General features: G+C 67.5%; 13 protein-coding genes. 4 read left to right on the top strand and 9 right to left on the bottom strand.

Features of this window, described 5'->3' with window-relative positions; all coding sequences use genetic code 11:
* Position 1: 1 nt before the first annotated feature.
* The 7 genes from HUT19_RS16105 to HUT19_RS16075 all read right to left on the bottom strand — a co-directional run bounded on the left by HUT19_RS16105 (position 2) and on the right by HUT19_RS16075 (position 7565).
* Entirely contained in the window at positions 2-604 is a 603-nt protein-coding gene (locus HUT19_RS16105; RefSeq protein ID WP_176181152.1) for an amino acid synthesis family protein, read from the bottom strand.
* A 36-nt stretch (positions 605-640) separates the two neighbouring features.
* Positions 641-1204, bottom strand: coding sequence for a VOC family protein (locus HUT19_RS16100; RefSeq protein WP_176181151.1), 564 nt, complete (start codon positions 1202-1204; stop codon positions 641-643).
* A complete protein-coding gene (locus HUT19_RS16095; protein WP_176181150.1) occupies positions 1204-2226 on the bottom strand; it encodes a glycosyl hydrolase in 1023 nt (340 codons plus the stop codon). The genes HUT19_RS16100 and HUT19_RS16095 overlap by 1 nt, the downstream gene beginning before the upstream one ends.
* A 36-nt stretch (positions 2227-2262) precedes the next feature.
* Positions 2263-3057: an SDR family NAD(P)-dependent oxidoreductase gene (locus tag HUT19_RS16090; RefSeq protein WP_176181149.1), complete on the bottom strand. Its 795-nt coding sequence runs from the start codon at positions 3055-3057 to the stop codon at positions 2263-2265.
* A gap of 10 nt (positions 3058-3067) precedes the next feature.
* On the bottom strand, positions 3068-4615 hold the full coding sequence (locus HUT19_RS16085; protein WP_303331909.1) for an aldehyde dehydrogenase: 1548 nt from the start codon (positions 4613-4615) through the stop codon (positions 3068-3070).
* 11 nt (positions 4616-4626) lie between these two features.
* The gene (locus HUT19_RS16080; RefSeq protein WP_176181148.1) at positions 4627-6219 is read right to left on the bottom strand and encodes an acetolactate synthase large subunit; all 1593 of its coding nucleotides are present in this window, start codon (positions 6217-6219) and stop codon (positions 4627-4629) included.
* Positions 6220-6611: 392 nt separating this feature from the next.
* The gene (locus tag HUT19_RS16075) at positions 6612-7565 is read right to left on the bottom strand and encodes a helix-turn-helix domain-containing protein (RefSeq protein ID WP_176181147.1); all 954 of its coding nucleotides are present in this window, start codon (positions 7563-7565) and stop codon (positions 6612-6614) included.
* A 471-nt stretch (positions 7566-8036) separates the two neighbouring features.
* Between HUT19_RS16075 and HUT19_RS16070 the strand changes: the two genes are divergently transcribed.
* Both HUT19_RS16070 and HUT19_RS16065 read left to right on the top strand, forming a co-directional pair.
* Positions 8037-9977, top strand: coding sequence for a primary-amine oxidase (locus tag HUT19_RS16070; RefSeq protein WP_176181146.1), 1941 nt, complete (start codon positions 8037-8039; stop codon positions 9975-9977).
* 498 nt (positions 9978-10475) lie between these two features.
* On the top strand, positions 10476-11135 hold the full coding sequence (locus HUT19_RS16065) for a TetR/AcrR family transcriptional regulator (RefSeq protein ID WP_254885605.1): 660 nt from the start codon (positions 10476-10478) through the stop codon (positions 11133-11135).
* On the opposite strand, the gene HUT19_RS16060 is transcribed toward HUT19_RS16065, so the two are convergent.
* Complete coding sequence (locus tag HUT19_RS16060; protein WP_176181145.1) at positions 11126-12571, bottom strand: aldehyde dehydrogenase; 1446 nt, start codon at positions 12569-12571, stop codon at positions 11126-11128. The genes HUT19_RS16065 and HUT19_RS16060 overlap by 10 nt on opposite strands.
* 511 nt (positions 12572-13082) lie before the next feature.
* Between HUT19_RS16060 and acs the strand changes: the two genes are divergently transcribed.
* Positions 13083-15050: an acetate--CoA ligase gene (gene acs / locus HUT19_RS16055; protein ID WP_254885604.1), complete on the top strand. Its 1968-nt coding sequence runs from the start codon at positions 13083-13085 to the stop codon at positions 15048-15050.
* Between the two features lie 281 nt (positions 15051-15331).
* Positions 15332-18112 carry a LuxR family transcriptional regulator gene (locus tag HUT19_RS16050; RefSeq protein WP_217712265.1) on the top strand — a complete coding sequence of 927 codons (2781 nt, stop codon included), beginning with the start codon at positions 15332-15334 and terminating at the stop codon, positions 18110-18112.
* A 1086-nt stretch (positions 18113-19198) separates the two neighbouring features.
* Here HUT19_RS16050 and HUT19_RS16045 read toward each other — a convergent pair.
* Entirely contained in the window at positions 19199-20041 is an 843-nt protein-coding gene (locus HUT19_RS16045; protein WP_176181142.1) for an AfsR/SARP family transcriptional regulator, read from the bottom strand.
* Positions 20042-20164: the final 123 nt, after the last annotated feature.

The following is a 20164-nucleotide window of genomic DNA, read 5'->3' as shown; positions in this document are numbered from 1 at the left end:
GTCAGTGCAGCCCGTCCTGCCCCTGGATCTCGTCGGCCTTGATCCCGCCCAGCCGCGCGTGCAGCCGGCCACGTGTGGCGAAGGCGAAAATGACGACGACCTCGTCCGGGTCCGGGGTGTCCGTGAAGGTCAAGGTGACCGTGTCGTAGTGCGAGCGGACGTACAGCGCATCCTTGTGCGCCAGTGGTACGTCGATGGCCGTGCCCGGTGCCCCCCGCTTGCCGGTTGAGGGGACCCAGGACTTGCCTCCGCCGACGGCGTCGCGCACCGGGTGTGCGAAGACGGCGGTGAGGAACGCGTTTCCGTGTTCGTACTCGCCGTTGGTGCCGACGAGGCAGGCCTTGCCGTAGCTCTCGATCGGCCGTCCCGCTGCGACTTCGGTGATCCGTCGGCCGAACTCCTCGCCGAGCTTGGGCGAGTCGGCGATGATCAAGTCCAGGTTCTCGCTGAACCGGCCGGCGTACGGGTTGTGGACGGCGGCGGCGATGACGATCTTCCGAACCGGTTCACCGTCCGCGAGCGTTCCGGTTTCGTTGGCGAGGGTGTCCTCGATCTGGGTGTACCACTTGCGGATGTGGTATCCGGCGAAGTTCGGGTCGGGCATGGAGTGCTCCAATTGCTGGAAGGCGGCGGGAAACGGTCAGTTTTGCAGGGGTTCGACGTCGAGCGGTTCGCTGGGAGCTCCGTAGAGGCCGAGAATCCGCTTGCCTTCCTCGTCGTCGGTGACGGTCTCGTGGAAGAACTCGAAACGGTTGCCGTCCGGGTCGGTGAAGTACAGGCCGAAGCCGACCTTGTGGTCGGTGGTCTTGACGACGGGCACGCCCTTGGTGAGGAGCATTCCGTACAGGCGGCGCCACTCGTCGAGGTCGCCGGCGACCTCCAGCCCGTAGTGCTGGAGGCCGACCCCGCCCGATGCCGCGCCCTCGTCGGCGCGGATGAGCGCGATGTCGTGGTGCTTCTTGCCGAAGGACAGGAAGACCCACTGAGGGCCGCGCGCGGTGACTTCCATGCCGAGCACGTCCTGGTACCAGACGGCCGAGGCCTCGGGGTCACGGACGAACAACGACAGGTGGGTGCGGATGACCCGGGGGTGGATGCTGCGGGACGCTTCGTCGAGGAGCGGCGTCGGCTCCTGATGTTCCTCCAGTGTCCGCTCGTCCGGGTCAACACCTTGGGCCCTGACATCGTGTGGGTTGGCGCTCATCAGTGTCCTTCCGGGGCCGGAGCAACGGCGGGGGTCCAGGCGACGTCCGTGATCTCACTGAACTCGCGCCATTCCTTGATCCAGGTACGACCGGCGTCGGTTGAGCGGAAGAGGTGCCCGTACTTGGTGCCCGCGAAGGCGAGATCGGGGTCGGCAGGGTGGACACCGAAGGCCCACACGGTGGAGTTTGCGGGCACGTCGAGAGACGACTCTTGCCAGGTCCTGGCCAGGTCGGTGGAACGGAAGATCTTCGTGGTGGTGCCGGGGGTGGCATCGCCGATGCCGAGTAGGAGTTCGTTGGTGCCCGGGATCTGCTGCACGAGGCGGGTGTAGTAGATACCCCACTGCTTGCGTGTGTCCGTGCGGGTCCAGGTCGCGCCGTCGTCCTGGCTGACGAACAGCGCGTTGACGACCACGACGACGATCGTCTTGGGCGGGCCCTCGAGCACGACGACGCAGTGGATGTCGGAGTTGGTGACACCGTCGGGGAGGCTCGCGGGTGTGCCGTCGACACGGGTCCATGCGTCACCGCGGTTTCCGCTGCGCCACAACCCACCTTCCTCGATGCCGAACCACAGGTTCTTGGGGTCATACCGGTCGACAGTGGCGGTGAGGATGCGGGGCTTGCTGACGCCGGAGCAGAACTCCGGTATCTCCGGGGGCAGTCGGTTCCAGTCGGTGCCGCCGTTACCGGTGCGGAACACCGCCGCCCGCGAGGGTGCGCCGGTGCCGGCGATGATGAAGTCGGGATCGTTCGGGTCGACGGCCAGGGACCAGATCGTCTGGTCGTTCATGGGGGAGTCGACGCGGGTCCAGGTCGCGCCGGCGTCCACGCTGCGGACGAGCCCCGCGTCGGCGCCCGCATAGACGAGGTTCGGCCGACCGGGGTGGACCGCCAGGCAGCGGACGACAGCGTCGAACTCGATGTCCTGGCCGAGCCCGAGGCGGTGCCAGGTGCGGCCGTCATCGGAACTGCGCAGTACCCCTTGCCCGGCGGTGGCGACGAGGATGGTTCCTTCCATGGATGTGGCTCCTGTTGGGTTGAGCGGGTGTGTGGTTCAGAGGAAGATGCCGCGGGTCAGGCCGCCGTCGATACCGATCGACTCCCCTGTGATCGCCGCAGCCCGGGGCGAGGAGAGAAAGCAGATGATTTCGGCGATCTCGGTGGCCTCCAGGACGCGCCGGATCGGCGTGCGGGCGGCGTAGTCGGCCTCGACCTCGGCGGCGGTGATGCCGCGTTTGACGGCCTCCTTCTCGTACAACTCGTGGATGTGCTCGGTCTCGACCACGCCAGGGTGCACCGTGTTGACGGTGATACCGTCCGGGCCGAGCTGGTCGGAGAGGGCCTTGGTCATGTGAACCACGGCGAGGTTGCGCATGCCGGACAGGGCATGACTGGAACGGCCGGTGAGTCCGCCGATGTTGATGATCCGACCGTAGCCGTTCTGTTTCATGTGCCGTGTGACGGCCTGCACGCACCGGAAGTAGCCCACGACCTTCGTGTTGATGTCCTGGAGCAGCAGCTCGGGGTCGGCCTCCTCGACGGAGTTGCGCACCAGACCTGAAGGAGCTGCCGCGCCGTTGACGAGGATGTCGAGGCGGCCCATAGCGGCGACGGCATGGTTCACCATGTTGCGCACGGACACCGAGTCGGTGGTGTCCGAGGGCAAGGCCAGCACTTGCTTGCCGGTCTCCGCCTCGATGTCCTTGGCGGCCTCTTCCAACGGAGCCATCCGCCGGGCGGTGATCACCACATCGGCGCCCTCCTTGGCCAGCTCGCGTGCGACGGCCTTGCCGATACCCAGGCTGCCGCCAGTGACGAGGGCCACCCGGCCGGTGAGTTCGAGGTTCATACGATTGCTCCTAAGCTCCGGTAACTCTGTCGAGATTGACCCAGACGCTCTTGACCTCGGTGTAGAGGTCGAGCACCTTGCGCCCCATCTCTCGCCCCCAGCCGGACTGCTTGAAGCCACCGAAGGGGGATGCGGGATCAGTCAGGTTGAAGCAGTTGATCCACACCGTGCCGGCCTGAAGTTCGTCGGCGATTCGGTGGGCATGGCCCAGGTCGGAGGTCCATATGCCAGCCGACAGTCCGAAGGGTGAATCGTTCGCCTTGGCGACGAGGTCGTCGACATCACTCCAGCGCATGGCGGCGAGCACGGGTCCGAAGATCTCCTCGCGCACGATCCGCATGCCGTGGTCGGCGTCGGCGAAGACGGTGGGCCGGAGGAAGTATCCGTCCGCGTAGACCGCGTCCAGGTCGGGCCGACCTCCTCCAGCTGTCAGCCGAGCGCCCTGTCGCAGACCGGCCTCGACGTATTCGGTGACTCGCGCGTGGTGCCGCGCCGAGACCAGGGGCCCCATTTCGCTGTCCGGGTCGCTGCCCGGTCCGACCACGATTTGCTCGGCACGGGCGGAGACGGCGTCCAGTACCTCGTCGTAGAGCGCGTCATGGACGTAGAGCCGCGATCCCGCGGTGCACACCTGGCCTTGGTTGAAGAAGATGGCCTCGGCGGCGGCCTCGGCGACCGCTTCCGGATCGGCGTCCGGCAGCACGATGTTCGGTGACTTCCCGCCGAGCTCGAGCGAGACCTTCTTGAGGTTGCCGGCCGCGGCACGGACGACCAAGCGGCCGGTCTCGGTGGATCCGGTGAAGGCGATCTTGTCGACGCCGTCGTGCGAGGCCAGGACCGCTCCGGTGGTCGCACCGCGACCGGTGACCACGTTCACCACTCCGTCTGGTACGCCGGCCTCGCTGAGGATTTCCGCCAGCCTCAGGGTGGACAGCGGGGTCTCCTCGGCGGGCTTGAGCACAATCGTGCAGCCGGCGGCGAGGGCCGGGGCCAGCTTCCAACAGGCCATGGACATGGGGAAGTTCCACGGCACGATCAGGCCGACCACGCCGACCGGGTGGTGCGTGGTGTAGTTCAGCACGCGCAGGCCACCGCGTGGTGAGACGGGGATGGTGCTGCCCTCCAGCTTGCTGGGCCAGCCGGCGAAGTAGCGGAACAACTTGATGCTGGTGCCGACATCCACGGAACGGGCCACGGAGACCGGCTTGCCGTTGTCACGGGCCTCCAGCAGGGCCAACTCATCGGCATGCGCCTCGATGAGGTCGGCGATGCGATGCAGCAGCAGGCCGCGGTCCATCGGGGACATGCGTCGCCAGTTGGAGTCGTTGAAGGCGCGGCGTGCGGCGGTGACGGCGCGATCGACATCCTGGGCGTCTCCGTCTGGGACCTGGGTAAGGACCGAGCCGGTTGCCGGGTCGACGGAGTCGAAGACGTGGCCGGAGACAGCGGGAACCCAGGCACCACCGATGAGCATTGCGCGCGGTGAGGACAGGAAACGCCGCACCTTCTCGCCGGGAGCGTCGTACGCGGACTGTGTGTGCTGGACCGTGGGGGACACGGGGTCTCCTTTCACAGGACCATCTCGATGAGCTGGGGGCCGTCCTCGACCAGGGCCCGGGTCAGTGCGTCGATGAGTTCGATGCCGCTCTCGGCACGCTGGGCCGGGACTCCGTACCCCGCGGCCAGCGCCGGCCAGTCCAAGGCCGGGTCGTCCAGGCTTGTCAGGGCGGCGGACGCGGATCCCGTGGCGCTGCCGCCGTGCCGACCCAGCTCCGTGCGCAGGATGCCGTACCGGCGGTTGGAGGCGATGAGCGTGACCACGGAGACCTGCTCGCGTGCCATGGTCCACAGGGCCTGGATTGTGTATTGGGCGCTGCCGTCCGATTGCAGGGCGATCACCCGGCGGTCGGGGGCTGCGACCGCCGCCCCCAAAGCTGCGGGCAGCCCCTGGCCGATCGCACCGCCGGTGTTCGTCAAAGTGGTGTGCCGGGCGGCGTGCGCCGAGGCGGTGAAGAAGGGGTAGCCACAGGTGCCACCCTCGACGGAGACAATCGCGTTGTCGGGTAGCAGGGTCGCGACGATCCGGCCGATCGCGGCAGGATCGAGCCGGCCAGTGGGCAAGGAACGATCCGGCAGGTCCGGTCGGCGGTCCGACGACGCGAGCGGCGCGCCGAGCGCGGTGGCCAGCTCCTCCAACGCCTGAGCGGCGTCCTCACCCGGCTCGGCGAGCACCCGGACCGTGCCAGGTGGCGCCAGCAAGCTGGGCATATTTGAGTATCCGAAGTAGGCGACCGGTTCCAGGGCCCCGGCGAGCACCACCGTTTCTGCATCGGCCAGCGCCTTGATCGCGGCTTCCGGGAAGTATGGCAGCCGGTCGAGGTCTGGAAGGCCGCCCCCACGCTCGGCCGCCGCCGGGAACGTCTCGCTGTACAGGGTGGCGCCGGTCGCTCGCGCGATTCGCTGAGCCGCACGCTGTCCCCGCTCGGTCAGCCCACCCGCCCCGAGCAGCACCACCGTGTGCTTGCTCCGGCGAACTTTCTCGGCGATCCCATCCACCGTGGCCGGAACAACACGGCCGGGACCGGGGGGCGGCGGTACGGCGGTCAGCGGCTCGCCGAACGTCTCCTGCTGGAAGTCGGCCGGGACGATCAGTGTGGCACCACAGCCGGGGGGCGTCCGCGCGGCCGCGAGGGCCTCGACGGTCGCCCGGCTTGTGTGCGCGGCCGATTCCACGGTACCGACCCAGCCGGACACCGGGGTTGCCAGCGATTGGATGTCGCTTGTCAGCGGAGCGTCGTAGGGGAGGTGCCAACTGGCATGATCACCCACGACGTTGAGGACCGGCGAGTGGGCCCGCCGGGCGTTGTGCAGGTTCGCGATGCCGTTGGCGAAGCCCGGCCCCAGGTGGAGAAGGGTCATGGCGGGCTTGCCGGCGATGCGGGCGTAGCCGTCCGCCGCCCCGGTGCACACCCCCTCGAACAACCCCAGTACCGGACGGATGGCGGGCACTTTGTCGAGCGCGGTCACCAACGGCATCTCCGTCGTTCCGGGGTTGGCGAAGCACACTTCGACGCCTCCGGCGGAGGCGGTCTCGATAAGCGCCTGGGCTCCGTTCCTGGTCGCTGTGGGGCAGGTGGACTCGTCGGTGAGGGGATCGGGCATGGGGCGGGCTCCCAGTGAGTGCGCTATGTGCACAATGAAGTGCGTTAATCGCACTAAGCTTGCGATGGCGGAACGCCGTCGTCAAGAGGGAAACGTGGATGACTCAGCTGTGTCCGACCTGATCTGCGGTGACAGTGGGTACAAAGGACGAGGTTCTGCCCCGCGGCGTGAGTGAACGTGCACAGAGCGCAGCCGGGTCAAGTCCCGCGAAGTGGTGTAGCGGAGCGGACCACATCAGTCCGCATGCCTCACGCCGGGCCAGCGGGGACGGCCGCCAGGACGCGTTCTCAGCGCTGCTCCCCGTACGCGCTCCGGGACCTGGCCGCAGTGGCACCGTTATCCCGGCACGCATGACTCACGGCCAGGCGGGTCCGCTGATGTGACCGAAGGGCTCACTCTCCGGTGACGTCGACCAAAGCCCGGCGCCGGAACTCCCTCGGCGTTTCGCCGTACACGGACTTGAATACCCGGCTGAAGTGCCGGTGGTCCAGCAGTCCCCAACGGGTCGCGACCATGCCGATGGGCTGGTCGGCTGCATCTGAGTTCGCCAGATCGCGGGCGCAGTGCTCCAGGCGTCGGGTCCGGATCCAGCCGGCGACGGTTGTGCCCTCGGCGGCGAACAGCTTGAACAGATACCGCCGCGAGATGCCGTGGGCCTCGGCGATCGTGTCCGGCGAGAGCTCCGGATCGGCGAGCCGGTGCTCGATGTAGGCCCGGATGCGGAGCATCATCGCGTCGTGCGGCGCGGCCCGGTCCAGGCGCTCCATGACCAGGGCGGTGAGCAGGGACACCGTGCCGTCCATGAGACTGTGGGCCGCCGGCCCCACGAAATCGCGATCCTGCTCGCCCAGCGACTGCAGGAAGGGGGCCACCACCGCGCCGACCCCCTCGTCGGTTGAGATCCGATGTGCAGTGACCTCCGACACGGCCTCGGGGCGCAGGGGCAGCAGGGGCCGCGGGAGCAGCAGGATCACAGTGCGAAAGTCGCCGACGTACGTGAAGGAATACGGACGCGCCGCATCGCAGATAGCGATGTCCCCGGGACCCAGCGCCGTCTGTGCGCCGCCCTGCTCCACCACCGAGGTGCCCGATATCTGGAGGGCGACCTTGTAGTAGTCCTCCTCGTACTGGGCGCACAGCCGTGCGGTGCGACGGACTCGCAGAGGCCCCGCGCTGATGGAGTTCAGTTGCACCGAGCCGACCGAGCCGCGCGCAGCGATCCCCTGGAACGGGCCCTTGGACACGGGCCGGGTGTCGAGACCGGCGAATACCTGGGACATCTCATACACCCAGTGGTCGAACCGATCTGCCTGGGCCACTGACTCAGTGGTGATGATCGTCCGCATGCTGCGCTCCACCCGGTAGAGGTCTTCCGCTGACGATAGCTCCCGTGAGCCCGCCGTGAATTTCTTGAATGTTGCATCACTCCACCTGTCCGGAGGATGCCGTGCATGCAACGGTGACTTCGAGTGCACCCCACCGCACCTTTTTCGTGCGCAACGAGCGCACAGTACTCAGCACCAGGCTGGCGAGACACGCCCCAGGGTGCGGCTGCCCTTCACTGTCCTGGCCCTCGGCGAGAGAGGCGAGGGACCCGGCCCACACCGTGCCCCGCGCTCGGCGGAGTCATCCTCGGCCTTACCCGGCGCGGACCACACGGGACGCCGCCGACAACCGGCCCTAAGACCCGTATAAGGCGTGCCTGCCTCCGTCTGAGCGGCGACGTCCTCGCGAGGGGTGCTTCCGGACCAGGAAGCACCCCGATCGTCCACTTTTTTTCTTCTACCGACGTAGAAAAAGCACCCCTGGAGGGACACATGACCACCGCGGTACACCCCTTGACCCCTCTTACCGCAGATGAGATCACCGCTGTCCGCTCGGTGCTGGACCGGGCCGGAGTGCTGTCCGACACCTCACGTTTCGTCTACGTGGGCCTCGAAGAACCCACTAAAAACGTCCTGCTCGCCTGTGTGGACGGTGACCCCGTGGACCGGCGGGTGCGAGTCCAGCTGCACGACACCTCGGGCCGGGCGCCTGGTCAGGACCTCGTCGTCTCCCTGAGCCGGCGGGACATCGTCGCACGCCGTACGCTGGACGCCGCGAAGGACGGCCAACTTCCGGTTTTGGAAGAGGAGTTCGACCTCGTCGAAGAGATCCTGGCCCAGGACGCTCGGTGGCTCGCCGCACTGAAGAGCCGGGGCCTGGAAGTGGCACGGGTGCGGGTCGCCCCTCTCTCTGCCGGAGTCTATGCCGATGAGTACCCGGAGGAGGCAGGGCGCCGCATCCTGCGCGGGCTGGCCTTCGTCCAGGAACACGACACGGACCACGCCTGGGCCCGTCCCGTCGACGGATTGGTCGGATACGTCGACGTCCTCAACCGCACCGTCGACCGGGTCGTCGACCTCGGCCCGGTCCCGGTGCCCACCGGCTCCGGGAACTTCGACGACCCCGAGGTCACCGGCTCCGCCCGCACCACGCAGAAACCCATCGAGATCACCCAGCCCGAAGGCCCCAGCTTCACCCTCCAGGGCAACCTCCTCACGTGGGAGAACTGGTCGCTGCGCATCGGCTTCGACGCTCGGGAGGGCCTGGTTCTGCACCAGCTTGCCTTCCATGACCGGGACAAGGGCCGCAACCGCCCGATCATCCACCGCGCCTCGATCGCCGAGATGGTCGTGCCCTATGCCGACCCCTCCCCCGTGCGCTCGTGGCAGAACTACTTCGATACGGGGGAGTACCTGATCGGCCGCTCGGCCAACGCCCTGCGACTCGGATGCGACTGTCTCGGCGACATCACGTACCTCGACGCGGTCATCGCCGACGAGTTGGGCCACCCGCGCACCCTGCCCAACGCCGTGTGTTTGCACGAAGAGGACTATGGCGTCCTGTGGAAGCACACCGACCTGTGGGCGCAATCGAACGAGACCCGCCGCCAGCGGCGTATGGTGCTCTCCTTCTTCACCACCATCGGCAACTACGACTACGGCTTCTTCTGGTACCTCTACCTCGATGGCACCGTCGAATTCGAGGCCAAGGCAACCGGCGTCGTCTTCACCTCGGCGCATCCGGGAGGGGACTATCCCTACGCCACCGAGATCGCCCCCGGACTGGGGGCCCCCTATCATCAGCACCTGTTCTGCGCCCGCCTGGACATGGCGCTCGACGGAACGACCAACCGGGTCGAGGAGGTCGACGTCGTACGCGTCCCGATGGGACCGGAGAACCCCCGCGGCAACGCCTTCACGTACCGCCGCACGCCCCTGACCCGGGAGAGCGGGGCGCAGCGCACCACAGACATGTCGGTCGACCGGGTGTGGCATATCACGAATCCTCACTCGCTCAACGTCCTGGGCAAGCCCGTCGGTTACGTGCTGCATCCCGAAGGCAAGCCGTCGCTGCTCGCCGATCCCGAGTCATCGATCGCCTCGCGGGCCGCTTTCGCCACGAAGCATCTGTGGGTGACCGCCTACGACCCTGCCGAGCGGTACCCCGCCGGCGACTTCGTCAACCAGCACCCCGGCGGTGCCGGATTGCCCGCCTACGCCGCGGCCGACCGGGACATCGACGGACGGTCCCTGGTCGTCTGGCACACCTTCGGTCTCACCCACGCCCCCCGGCTGGAGGACTGGCCGATCATGCCGGTCGACTACACCGGCTTCAAACTGAAGCCCGTCGGCTTTTTCGATCGCAACCCCACGCTGGACGTCCCCCGGACCGCCGCGGCCTCGCGCTGCTGCAGCGACGGTGGCCATGAGTGAGGTGCTGTCGCTGGCCGGCCTGGCGGGGGCGCTCCTCTGCCTGGCCGGCCGCCTGCCCGGGACCGTCCACCGGTGGGGGCCCCACCTCGCGGCATTGAGCGGCATGGCCCTGATGACGGGGGGCCGACCGGTGACCGGTGCCTGGGTCACGGCGCTCGGATGCGCCTGGAGCGCCGTCTGCGCGTTGGCTCACCACCGGGGTTGGACCGAGGTGATCGACCTGGGCGCGATGACGCTTCTCATGGCACTCATGACGCTCGGCCCCTCCCCTCACGGAGCACATACACACGTCTTGGCCACCTCCTGTAGGCCGGGCGCGGGGCCGGCGGTACTGATCCTTGTTCTGTGGACCACTGCCAGAGCCGGCGCGGTCATGTTCCGCTCCCTGCGGGGCCGCCCCCGAGATCCAGTAATACGACGCCCGTCGATGAGCGGGGCACGGGCGTGCCGGCACGCGGGCGGAACGCTCATGATCCTCAGCATGACGGCCATGCTCGTGTGACCGAGGAAGTCGCCGGAACGGAGAACGACCCCATGCCGAAGCACGTGGATCACGACGCACGTCGGCGTCTGATCATCGAGTCGGTTTGGACGCTCATCGGCCGACGCGGCCTCGCCGCCGTGACCATGCGGGAGCTGGCGGCCGAGGCAGGCTACGCGAACGGAGGACTCGCGCCCTACTTCCGGGACAAGGACGAGATCCTTCTGGCCGCCTTTCAGTACGCCTGTGACGCCACCGAGCGACGCTTCGAGCCGGCCGTGGCCCGCACCGGTGGCATGGCCGGGCTGCGCGGCCTCTGCCACGAGCTGATGCCGCTCGACGGCATCCGGCTGCTGGAGGCGCGGGTGGTGATCGCCTTTTGGGACCGTGCCCTGTATGACCCGCGCATGTCCCGCGCGTACCAGGCCACGATGAACAGGTGGCGCGCGCTGATGCGCAGCTGCCTGCTCCAGGCCAGAGCCCTTGGTGAGATCACCACCCGTACGTGCGACGAGCACATCGTCGAAACGCTCTTCGCTGTCGTGCTGGGCTTCCAGGTCGATGCCATTCTGGCACCGGAAACCACCACGGCCGAGCATCAACTCGGGGTGCTGGACGGGCTCCTCGAGTCCTATGCACGACCGCGGCTTCGCGACAGCAGCGGTGATCAGACGTAGAGGGACTGTGGCCGCAGGTACGTGGTCAGGCCCTCGGGCCCGAGTTCGCTGCCCAAGCCACTGGCTTTGACGCCGCCGAAGGGAGCGACGGGGTCGGGTGCGTAACGGTTCACCCCGATGGTGCCAGTGCGCACGCGCCGCGCGACGGCAGCCCCGCGCTCGGGATCCGAGGTCCACACCGTGCCACCGAGTCCGTAGTCGGAGTCGTTGGCGATCCTGACCGCGTCCTCGATGCCGTCGTACGGCAGCACGCACAGCACCGGCCCGAAGATCTCCTCTTGGGCGAGGACGAAGTCGTTGTCGACGTCCGCGAACACCGTGGGCTCCACGAACCAACCCCTGTCCAGACCGGCGGGGCGTCCACCCCCGGTGGTGATGCGACCCCCTTCGGCACGCCCCTTGGCGATGTAGCCCTCCACCCGGTCCCGCTGCAGAGCTGTGGCCAACGGGCCGACGAGGGTCCCCTCGTCGAGAGCGTTCCCCACCGGCAGGGCGCGTAGCAGCTCGGTGAAAAGATCCACCACCTCGGCATAGCGGCTGCGGGGCGCGAGGATGCGCGTGCTGAGGAAACACGTCTGACCGTTGTTTGTCAGGGTCGCGGCGATCAGGTCCTCGCCGATCATCGCCGGATCCAGATCGACGTCGTCCAGGATGATGCCGGCCGACTTGCCACCGAGCTCCAGGGATACGGGTCGCAGCAACTGTCCGCAGGTCTCCGCGATTATACGCCCGGCGGCGGTGGAACCGGTGAAGGCGACCTTGTCCACTTGGCGGTGGGCGACCAGATGTGCTCCCGCCTGCCGACCGCCCGGCACGATGTTGATCACTCCGTCCGGTACGCCGGCGGCTTCCGCGGCCTCCGCGATCAGGAACGAGTCGAGCGCCGCCTCAGGCGAGGGCTTGAGGACCACGGTGCATCCGGTGGCCATCGCCGGTGCGATCTTGAACATGGACAACGTCTGCGGATAGTTCCACGGCACGATGGCCGCGACTACTCCCACAGGCACCCGGCGCACTTCGATGGCACCTCCCAGGACCCCGGTGCGCGTCTCGGTGAAGGGTGTGGTTCGAGCCAGACCGGCGTAGTAGCGCACGACCTCCGCCGGATAACCGATCTCCAATCGCCGGGCCATGCTGATCGGCATGCCGTTCTGGCTGCTGACCAGTTCGGCAATGGTCTGGGCGCGTTTGTCGAGCTGCTCGGCGAAGCGATCCATCACTTCGGCCCTGCGGGCCGGCTCCCAGCTCACCCAGCCACCGGGCTCGTCGAAGGCGCGGCGTGCCGCCTGGACCGCCGCGTCGACATCGGCCTCCATGGCTTCGGCGACGCTGCCCAGCACCTCCTCCGTACTCGGATTGATTGGAGTCAGGAGCCGGCTGGTGGAGGGCTGGACCCACTCCCCTCCGATGTAGAAGCGCTTGCGGTGACGGCCCATCGATTCTCTCCTCAATATCCGACGCCCGCTTCGGGAGCGGACAAGCAGGCTTCCCACGATGTTCACGCCGATGTGGAAGTCGAGGCCCCCGCCGAGCGCACGAACAGTCACCAGGCAGTGCATGGGTGCACCAACAGCCGGGTGGGCCGCAGCGACACGGTCGCCTCCTGAGACATGGTGTGGGACGGCACCCAGCGGTGGACCGCACCTTCCTGCCGCGAGGTGCGTAGCGCGCGTGGAGGACGCGGTCACCCCGCTGAAGCACCGGGCAGCGACGCGGAGCGGGCGTGGGCCGCAGGTTCGAGTCGTGGGCAGCTCTCTCGACCCGTTGGCCTGCGTGCAACACATGAGTCTGTTACGATTAACGTTCGACGTGAACGATATTCGTGCCCGACACCCGGCCAAGGTGTCTCGACGATCAGTCATCCTGCGCCCCGCACCCGCACGGACGACGCTCGAAGCCACCCGCGCCAAACGTGAGCGAACCGTCAAGCGGACAAGAGGAGATGGCGTGCGCACCAACGAGAGTCTGGCCAACCTGCTGAGGGAGGAGCGCCGTTTCAACCCGCCCGCCGAGCTGGCCGGGACCGCCAATATCACCGCAGAGGCATATGAGAAGGCTCGGGCGGACCGGCTAGGGTTCTGGGCCGAGCAGGGCCGACGGCTGAGCTGGCAGACGGAACCGACGCAGACGTTGGACTGGTCGAATCCGCCGTTCGCGAAGTGGTTCGCCGACGGCCGGCTCAACGTCGCCTACAACTGCGTGGACCGGCATGTCGAGGCCGGGCTCGGGGACCGGGTGGCGCTGCACTTCGAGGGCGAGCCAGGCGACGCGCGGCCAGTGACGTACGCGCAGCTGAAGGACGAGGTCTGCCAGGCGGCGAACGCGCTGACCGAGCTGGGGATCACTGCAGGTGACCGGGTCGCGATCTATCTGCCGATGATTCCGGAGGCGGTGGTGGCGATGCTGGCGTGCGCCCGCATCGGCGCGGCGCACTCGGTGGTCTTCGGCGGCTTCTCCGCCGACGCACTGGCCACCCGGATCGAGGACGCCGGGGCCAAGCTGGTCATCACCGCCGACGGGGGCTACCGGCGGGGCAAGCCGACCGCCCTCAAGCCGGCGGTGGACGAGGCGCTGACCCGTCCGGGTACCGATTCCGTGCTGCACCAGCTGGTGGTCCGACGCACCGGCCAGGAGACCGCGTGGCAGGACGGCCGCGACCTGTGGTGGCACGAGGTGGTGGGTCGGCAGCCGGTCGAGCACGAGCCGGAGGCGTTCGAGGCGGAGCACCCGCTGTTCATTCTCTACACCTCCGGGACGACGGGTAAGCCGAAGGGCATCCTGCACACCTCGGGCGGCTACCTGACACAGACGAGCTTCACCCACCACACCGTCTTCGATCTCAAGCCGGAGTCGGACGTCTACTGGTGCACGGCCGACATCGGCTGGGTGACTGGGCACTCGTATATCGTCTACGGACCGCTGTCCAACGGCGCGACCCAGGTGATCTACGAGGGCACGCCGGATACCCCGCACCAGGGCCGGTTCTGGGAGATCGTGCAGAAGTACCAGGTGTCGATCCTCTACACCGCTCCCACCGCGATCCGCACGTTCATGAAGTGGGGCGACGACATCCCGGCGAAGTTCGACCTGTCGAGCCTGCGCATCCTCGGCAGCGTCGGCGAGCCGATCAACCCCGAGGCGTGGGTGTGGTACCAACGGCACATCGGCGGCGGCCGCTGCCCGGTGGTGGACACCTGGTGGCAGACCGAGACGGGCGCCATCATGATCAGTCCGCTGCCCGGCGTCACCACGACCAAGCCGGGCTCCGCCCAGACGCCGCTGCCCGGTATCGCGGCGACCGTCGTCGATGACGAGGCCCGCGAGGTGCCGGACGGAGCTGGCGGCTACCTGGTCCTGACCGAGCCCTGGCCGTCGATGCTCCGCACCGTCTGGGGTGACGACCAGCGGTTCCTGGACACCTACTGGTCACGCTTCCCCGGGCAGTACTTCGCCGGGGACGGGGCGAAGAAGGACGACGACGGCGACATCTGGCTGCTGGGCCGGGTCGACGACGTCATGCTGGTCTCCGGCCACAACATCTCCACCGCCGAGGTCGAGTCCGCGCTGGTCTCGCATCCGAAGGTGGCCGAGGCGGCCGTGGTGGGCGCGACCGACGCCACGACCGGGCAGGCCATCGTGACCTTCGTCATCCTGCGCAACAACGCCGAGGACGACGGGGACGAGCTGATCGGCGAGTTGCGCGACCACGTCGCCCGGACACTGGGCCCGATCGCCAAGCCGAAGCGCATCCTGACGGTCGCGGAGCTGCCCAAGACCCGGTCAGGGAAGATCATGCGCCGTCTGCTGCGGGATGTGGCGGAGAAACGGGAACTGGGCGATGTCACGACGCTTACCGACTCCACCGTCATGGACCTCATCCAGTCCACATTGCCCTCTGCGTCGGCCGAGGACTGACATCGCACGACTGAGGTCCAGAGGCGCCCGGCAAGCACCATGTCGGGCGCCCCTGGCGCGTTCAGCCGACGAGCGGGGCGCCGACGCGACCACTGGGGGGCGGCGGGCCACTGCCCCTTTCCTTTGCGTCAGATGCTGTCCTACGTGGAGCTGAGGACTATCTGATCTTGTAACTCGCAGCCTTGGAGTCCTTAACCCCCTTGTTTGTCGGCGGCATGCGTCAAGGGCCCTGGGCAGAACGTCCGGATTGATCGGCTTGGCGGAGAGGCCGGAGTATGTCGGTGGTCAGCCAGAAGGAAGTGACATCCACCCTTTGGGAATGCACGCGGACTTCACTCGGGGACGGTGGCCGGGTGGCAGTGATCCATGGTGCGCCCGGGGTGGGGAAGACTTTTCTGCTCGAACGGTTCGCACGGGAGGCGCGTGCCGTCGGAGTGGCGGTTCGGGAAGCCACCGGAGTACCGACGGAGCGGAATGTACCACTGGGACTGGTCAAGCAGCTGTTCGGCGACGATGAGATCGTGCGGAACGCGGACGCGGAAGGTCCGCTGGAGACCGCGCACTGCTGTGACGTCGAGGTGGCACGGCTATGCGGGCCGTGCCAGTCTCTGGCGTCCAGGATGTACGCACTGATCGAGGAATCGCTCCGGCTGTTCGACGGAACGTCTCCCATGGCCCTCATCGTGGACGATGTGTACCTCGCTGACTCACCCTCACTGTGGGTGCTCCGGTCTCTGCTGTACCGACTGCGGCGGCTTCCTGTCTTACTGGTTATCTCCGGCTGCTACGCCACCACGTCGCGGCAGCTTCGGGACTTCCGATTTGACCTCATGAAGAACTCCTCTCTGCTGTCGCTCGAGCTGTCGCATTTCACGTCATGCGAAGCGACCAAGTTGATCCGGCAGGCGACGGGGAGCCGCCCCACGGCGGCCTACATGAAAGGAGTCATGGAGCTGACCGGGGGGAACGCGCGGCTGCTGGCGGCCGTCGCCTACGACATGAAGATGCTGCCAGAGCGCAAGCATTCGCCGGAGCAGGTGCCGTACCGAGGAACGGGTCTCCGGGAGGCAGTTCGGCTGATGCTCTGCAACAGCCATGTGGCCAATCTCGAACGGGTTGCTCGAGCCATGGCGGTCCTGGGCGGTGGCGTGCCGGTCACCCTGTTCAGCGCCCTGAGCAGGGTCGAGCCGACCGGGACAGCCGATGCCGTTGAGCTGCTCAAGAATATCGGGCTGACCTCAGGGGGTGAGTTCAGGCACCCGGCTATCCGTGCCGCAATTCTGGAGGACCCCGCTTTCAAGGAGCGCGGGGTGTTCCACCGGTCGGCGGCGCGGCTGTTACACCAACGAGGCGCTTCCGCACGCGAGGTGGCCGAATGCATTGTCGCCGCCGGAGTCGCGACGGAGGCGTGGGAGATGGCAGTGCTGCGGGAGGCCGCGCGGCACGCACAGGCCGAGGGTGAGTGGCACGAGGCGGTGGGCTGTCTCGAGCTGGCGCGGATATCCCTGGGCGAACCTGGCGAACAAGCGGAAGCCTTGCTGGAAGCAGCCCGCGCGAAGTGGCGGGTAAACGCCCACGCGGCCTTGAGCCACCTCCCCGAACTGGTCGTTCACGCGCGTCGGGGGCGGCTGTCCGGCTGTGGATCCTTATCGGTCTCCGCGATGCTCACCTGGGTTGGGCGCCAGGCGGAGGCCAACTACATCCTGGGCCTCCTGAGCGACTCGGACCGTGCGGTACTGGGCGGGGCCCGCAGCCTGCTGGAAGGCCCGGAAGCGGCGCTCCAGCAGGCGATGGCACCGAATCCCTCCCTGGTCGGGCCGGAGCACACTACCGCACCCGCTGTCCCGTGGCGGTGCGATGAGACGGCGGCCGTGGTCGACACCGCCAGGGACAGAACGTCAGCGGAGTTCATACCGAGCGAGCAGATGATCCGCTCCTACTTCCTGGACCCCGAGTGGGTGAACTGGCCCATGGACATCGGGTGCTTCACGCCGAGGCTGCTGCACCACGTCTGCCTCGCGCTGCCGGACATACCATGCGTCGACGGCTTGGCAGACGACGACTGCGCGCGCATGAGCCCGTTCCGGCGCATGATCCTTCACTGCCTGCAGGCGGTCAACGCGCAGACCCGCGGCCATCCGGCCAAGGCGGAGAGGGAGGCTCGCAGCGCGCTCGTCCAGTCTGCCAGCTGGGGGATCTACGTGGGTCTTCCGTTGAGTGTCCTGATCCTTTCCCAGGTCCAACAGGGCAAGTTCGAGGAAGGGGAGTCGACGCTCCGCAGGCCCATGCCCGCAGAGTTCTTCGAATCAGAGTTCGGCCGCCTGTACGTGCATTCTCGCGGGGTCTATCGGATCGCCGTCGGAATGCCCTACTCCGCGCTGGGGGATTTTCTTGCATGCGGTGAGATCGAGAAGCGCCTGGTGATTCCTTCCGTGGCCACCTGCCCCTGGCGGGCCCAGGCCGCCTACGCGTATCTCCTCCTGGATCGGAAGGAGGAAGCGATACGTGCCGCGCGAGATGTGGTCGCCACGTCTGGCGGCGTCTGGGCGAAGGCGATAGCCCTGCGGGTGCTCGCGCTCACCCGTCCGGTCGAGCGCCGGGCGGATCTCCTGCGTGACGCGGTCGGTCTGCTGGAAGGCTCCGTGTATCGCATCGAACTTGCCACCAATCTGTGCGAGTTGGGGCGTACTCAGTACGCTCTCGGCCATGCAAAGGCGGCCCGCGTGCTCATGCGCCGGGCCTGGAGCATGGCCAGGTTCGCCAGGTTCGAACCGCTCCTGAGGGCCATATCGTCCAACGAGGCGCCGAGCGCTCTCCGGCAGGACCCCGACGCATCGGCCGAGCCCCCGGCCAAAACCGCCAGCCTGCTCAGCTCCGCCGAACGGCGGGTGGCCTGGCTGGCGGGCATCGGGCACAGCAACCGGGAGGTGGCGGCCCGGCTCTGCATCACGGTGAGCACGGTCGAGCAGCACCTCACGAAGATCTACCGGAAGCTCGGCCTGAAGCGGAGGGAAGACCTAGTGACGGCGGTTCCGGTTCCGCCGGATGGAATTCTCCGGTGACACCCAGCCCGTGAGGATCCTGGGTACCTGCCGGCCAGAGCTGCGAGCAGGGAGACGGGGCCGCCAGGGGCACCGGCCCGTCCGCACGCCGTCGTGTGTGATGATCCATCCCGTGATCACCGCCCCAACGCGGCCCCGGTAGCCCGGATCCGTGCCCAACTGGACGCGGTGGTTGGTGGTCTGGCCGATACAGACGGTCGCGCGTCCGGTCGCCGCCAGCAGGACGACCGCGGCCGGGCAGCGGGGCGACCCGCCTGCCGCGATCTCAAGCAGCCCAGAAACCGCGGCCGACACGACATCGGTACGGCTCGACGGGCGCCCGTTCCGAGTGGTGATGCACGGCACCGCTGAACGCCAAACGGCGGAAACTGGGCGCGCTGACCCCAGGGCCAGACCGGGCTCACCCGTCAAGGAGAGGACGAGCCGGTCCTGGGCTACGACCATCATCCAGGTGCCTGACACTCGCCTCGACGCCGGGCGCGGTGGACCGGAAAGAGCCCGGGCCACCGGGTCAGCTCCGCGCGTTCGGCGTCGAGGCATGGGCTCGACGAGCCCGCAGCCGGCGCCAAACGTCCCGGGCGGGTAGAGGCGCAGTGGGCCCCAGCTCCTCGGGCACCCGTCGCGCTCCAGCGCCTTGGACACCTGACCGGGGTGATCGCCTAGGTATACCCGCATCCCGACATATCCAGCTGGTGAGCTGCTGCGGCGGGTGCGCGTATCGGGCGCCGAAGTCGTCCAAGGCCACTCGCAGGAGCCCGGCCTGCTCAGTCACCCTCAGGCCGGCCGACAGCCGGGCGGCTACCCGGTAACCGGGCCGGTGCGCGGCGAGCACGGTGAGCCCGAGGGCGGCTCCCAGTGACAACAGCCACAGCTGTGGGCGGGCAGGGTCGTCGAGGGAACCAGCGTTCATGCCGCCGTCGTGCAGTGCCACGACGACGGTTCGGGGCGGCGCTTGGAGGGGCCCACTCAGCCGGGCGAACAGGATGACGCCGTCGGCGTCGAGTCTGATCTGCCGTACGTCGGTGGCCCGCTCACAAGCCAGTGGGGCCATGAGGGATTCTTCCCGTGTGGCCTGCCGTCAGGGAGCTACGGGCTGCGCCGGAGAAGCCCGGAGATGACCTTGTGTGTCTCCTCGGAAGAGGACGGCCTGGACAGGGCCGACAGGGAGTTGAGGATGGCTTCCTGAAGCTCCCGAAGCTGGGGAGACGGCTCGATGCCGACCTGCTCCATCATGGCGGCGTAGAAATTCCGGTAACTCTGGAGCGATTCGGCGATCTGCCCGGACCGGTACAGTGCTAGCATCCGCTGGTACTGCAGTTTCTCGTTGAGCGGATGCAGCCCGGCCAGGGAATTCAGTTCGGGGAGGAGCTGGAGATCGCAGCCCTGTCCGAGGCAGGCGTCCACGCGCAGGATCTGCGCGACCAACCGCGCCTCTTCCAGTTTCACGGCGTAGCTGTCCAACAGGGAGCCGCGGTGGACGTCGACCAGGGCTGAGCCGCGCCACAGGGCGAGCGCGTCGGTGAGTAAATCCACCGCTTCCCCGTAGCGGCCGGATAGCATCTTCTGATGACCTTTCCCAACGGATTCGTTGAAATCTTCGAAGTCTTTCCTGGTCGACTTCGGGGTCTGGAGCAGGTAGCCCCCTGGGTGGGTGATTATCGAGCTGGATAACTCATTCTCCCCAGCTTCTCTGTTGCCTGTCGCCCTAAGGAGCTTACGGATTTGAAGAATGTAGGTCTGAAGGGTGGTGGAAAGGCTTCGAGGCGGGGTGCCACCCCATATTTCGTCGACGAAGTCAGTGATGGTAACTACGCTGTTGGAGTGTATTGCCAGCAGGGCGAGTATCTGCCGTAGCTTTGGCGCGGTGGGGGTGATGGAGTTTCCCTGAACGACGATTTCGAGTGATCCGAGTATTTTCACTTCCACCATGGCATGCCCTTTCAGGTGACGAGTTTCCTGTCGCCGCCTTTTCTGTCAACCCCCAGCAAAGATTCGACAGTGACACTAGAGGAGGCCCTGGTAAGTGGCCAACCCCTGAAGTCATCACGGTGA

This window comes from Streptomyces sp. NA02950 (assembly GCF_013364155.1).
Classification (GTDB): domain Bacteria; phylum Actinomycetota; class Actinomycetes; order Streptomycetales; family Streptomycetaceae; genus Streptomyces.
Note: the sequence above shows the minus strand (reverse complement) of the source record. Positions and strands in the feature narration are given on the sequence as shown.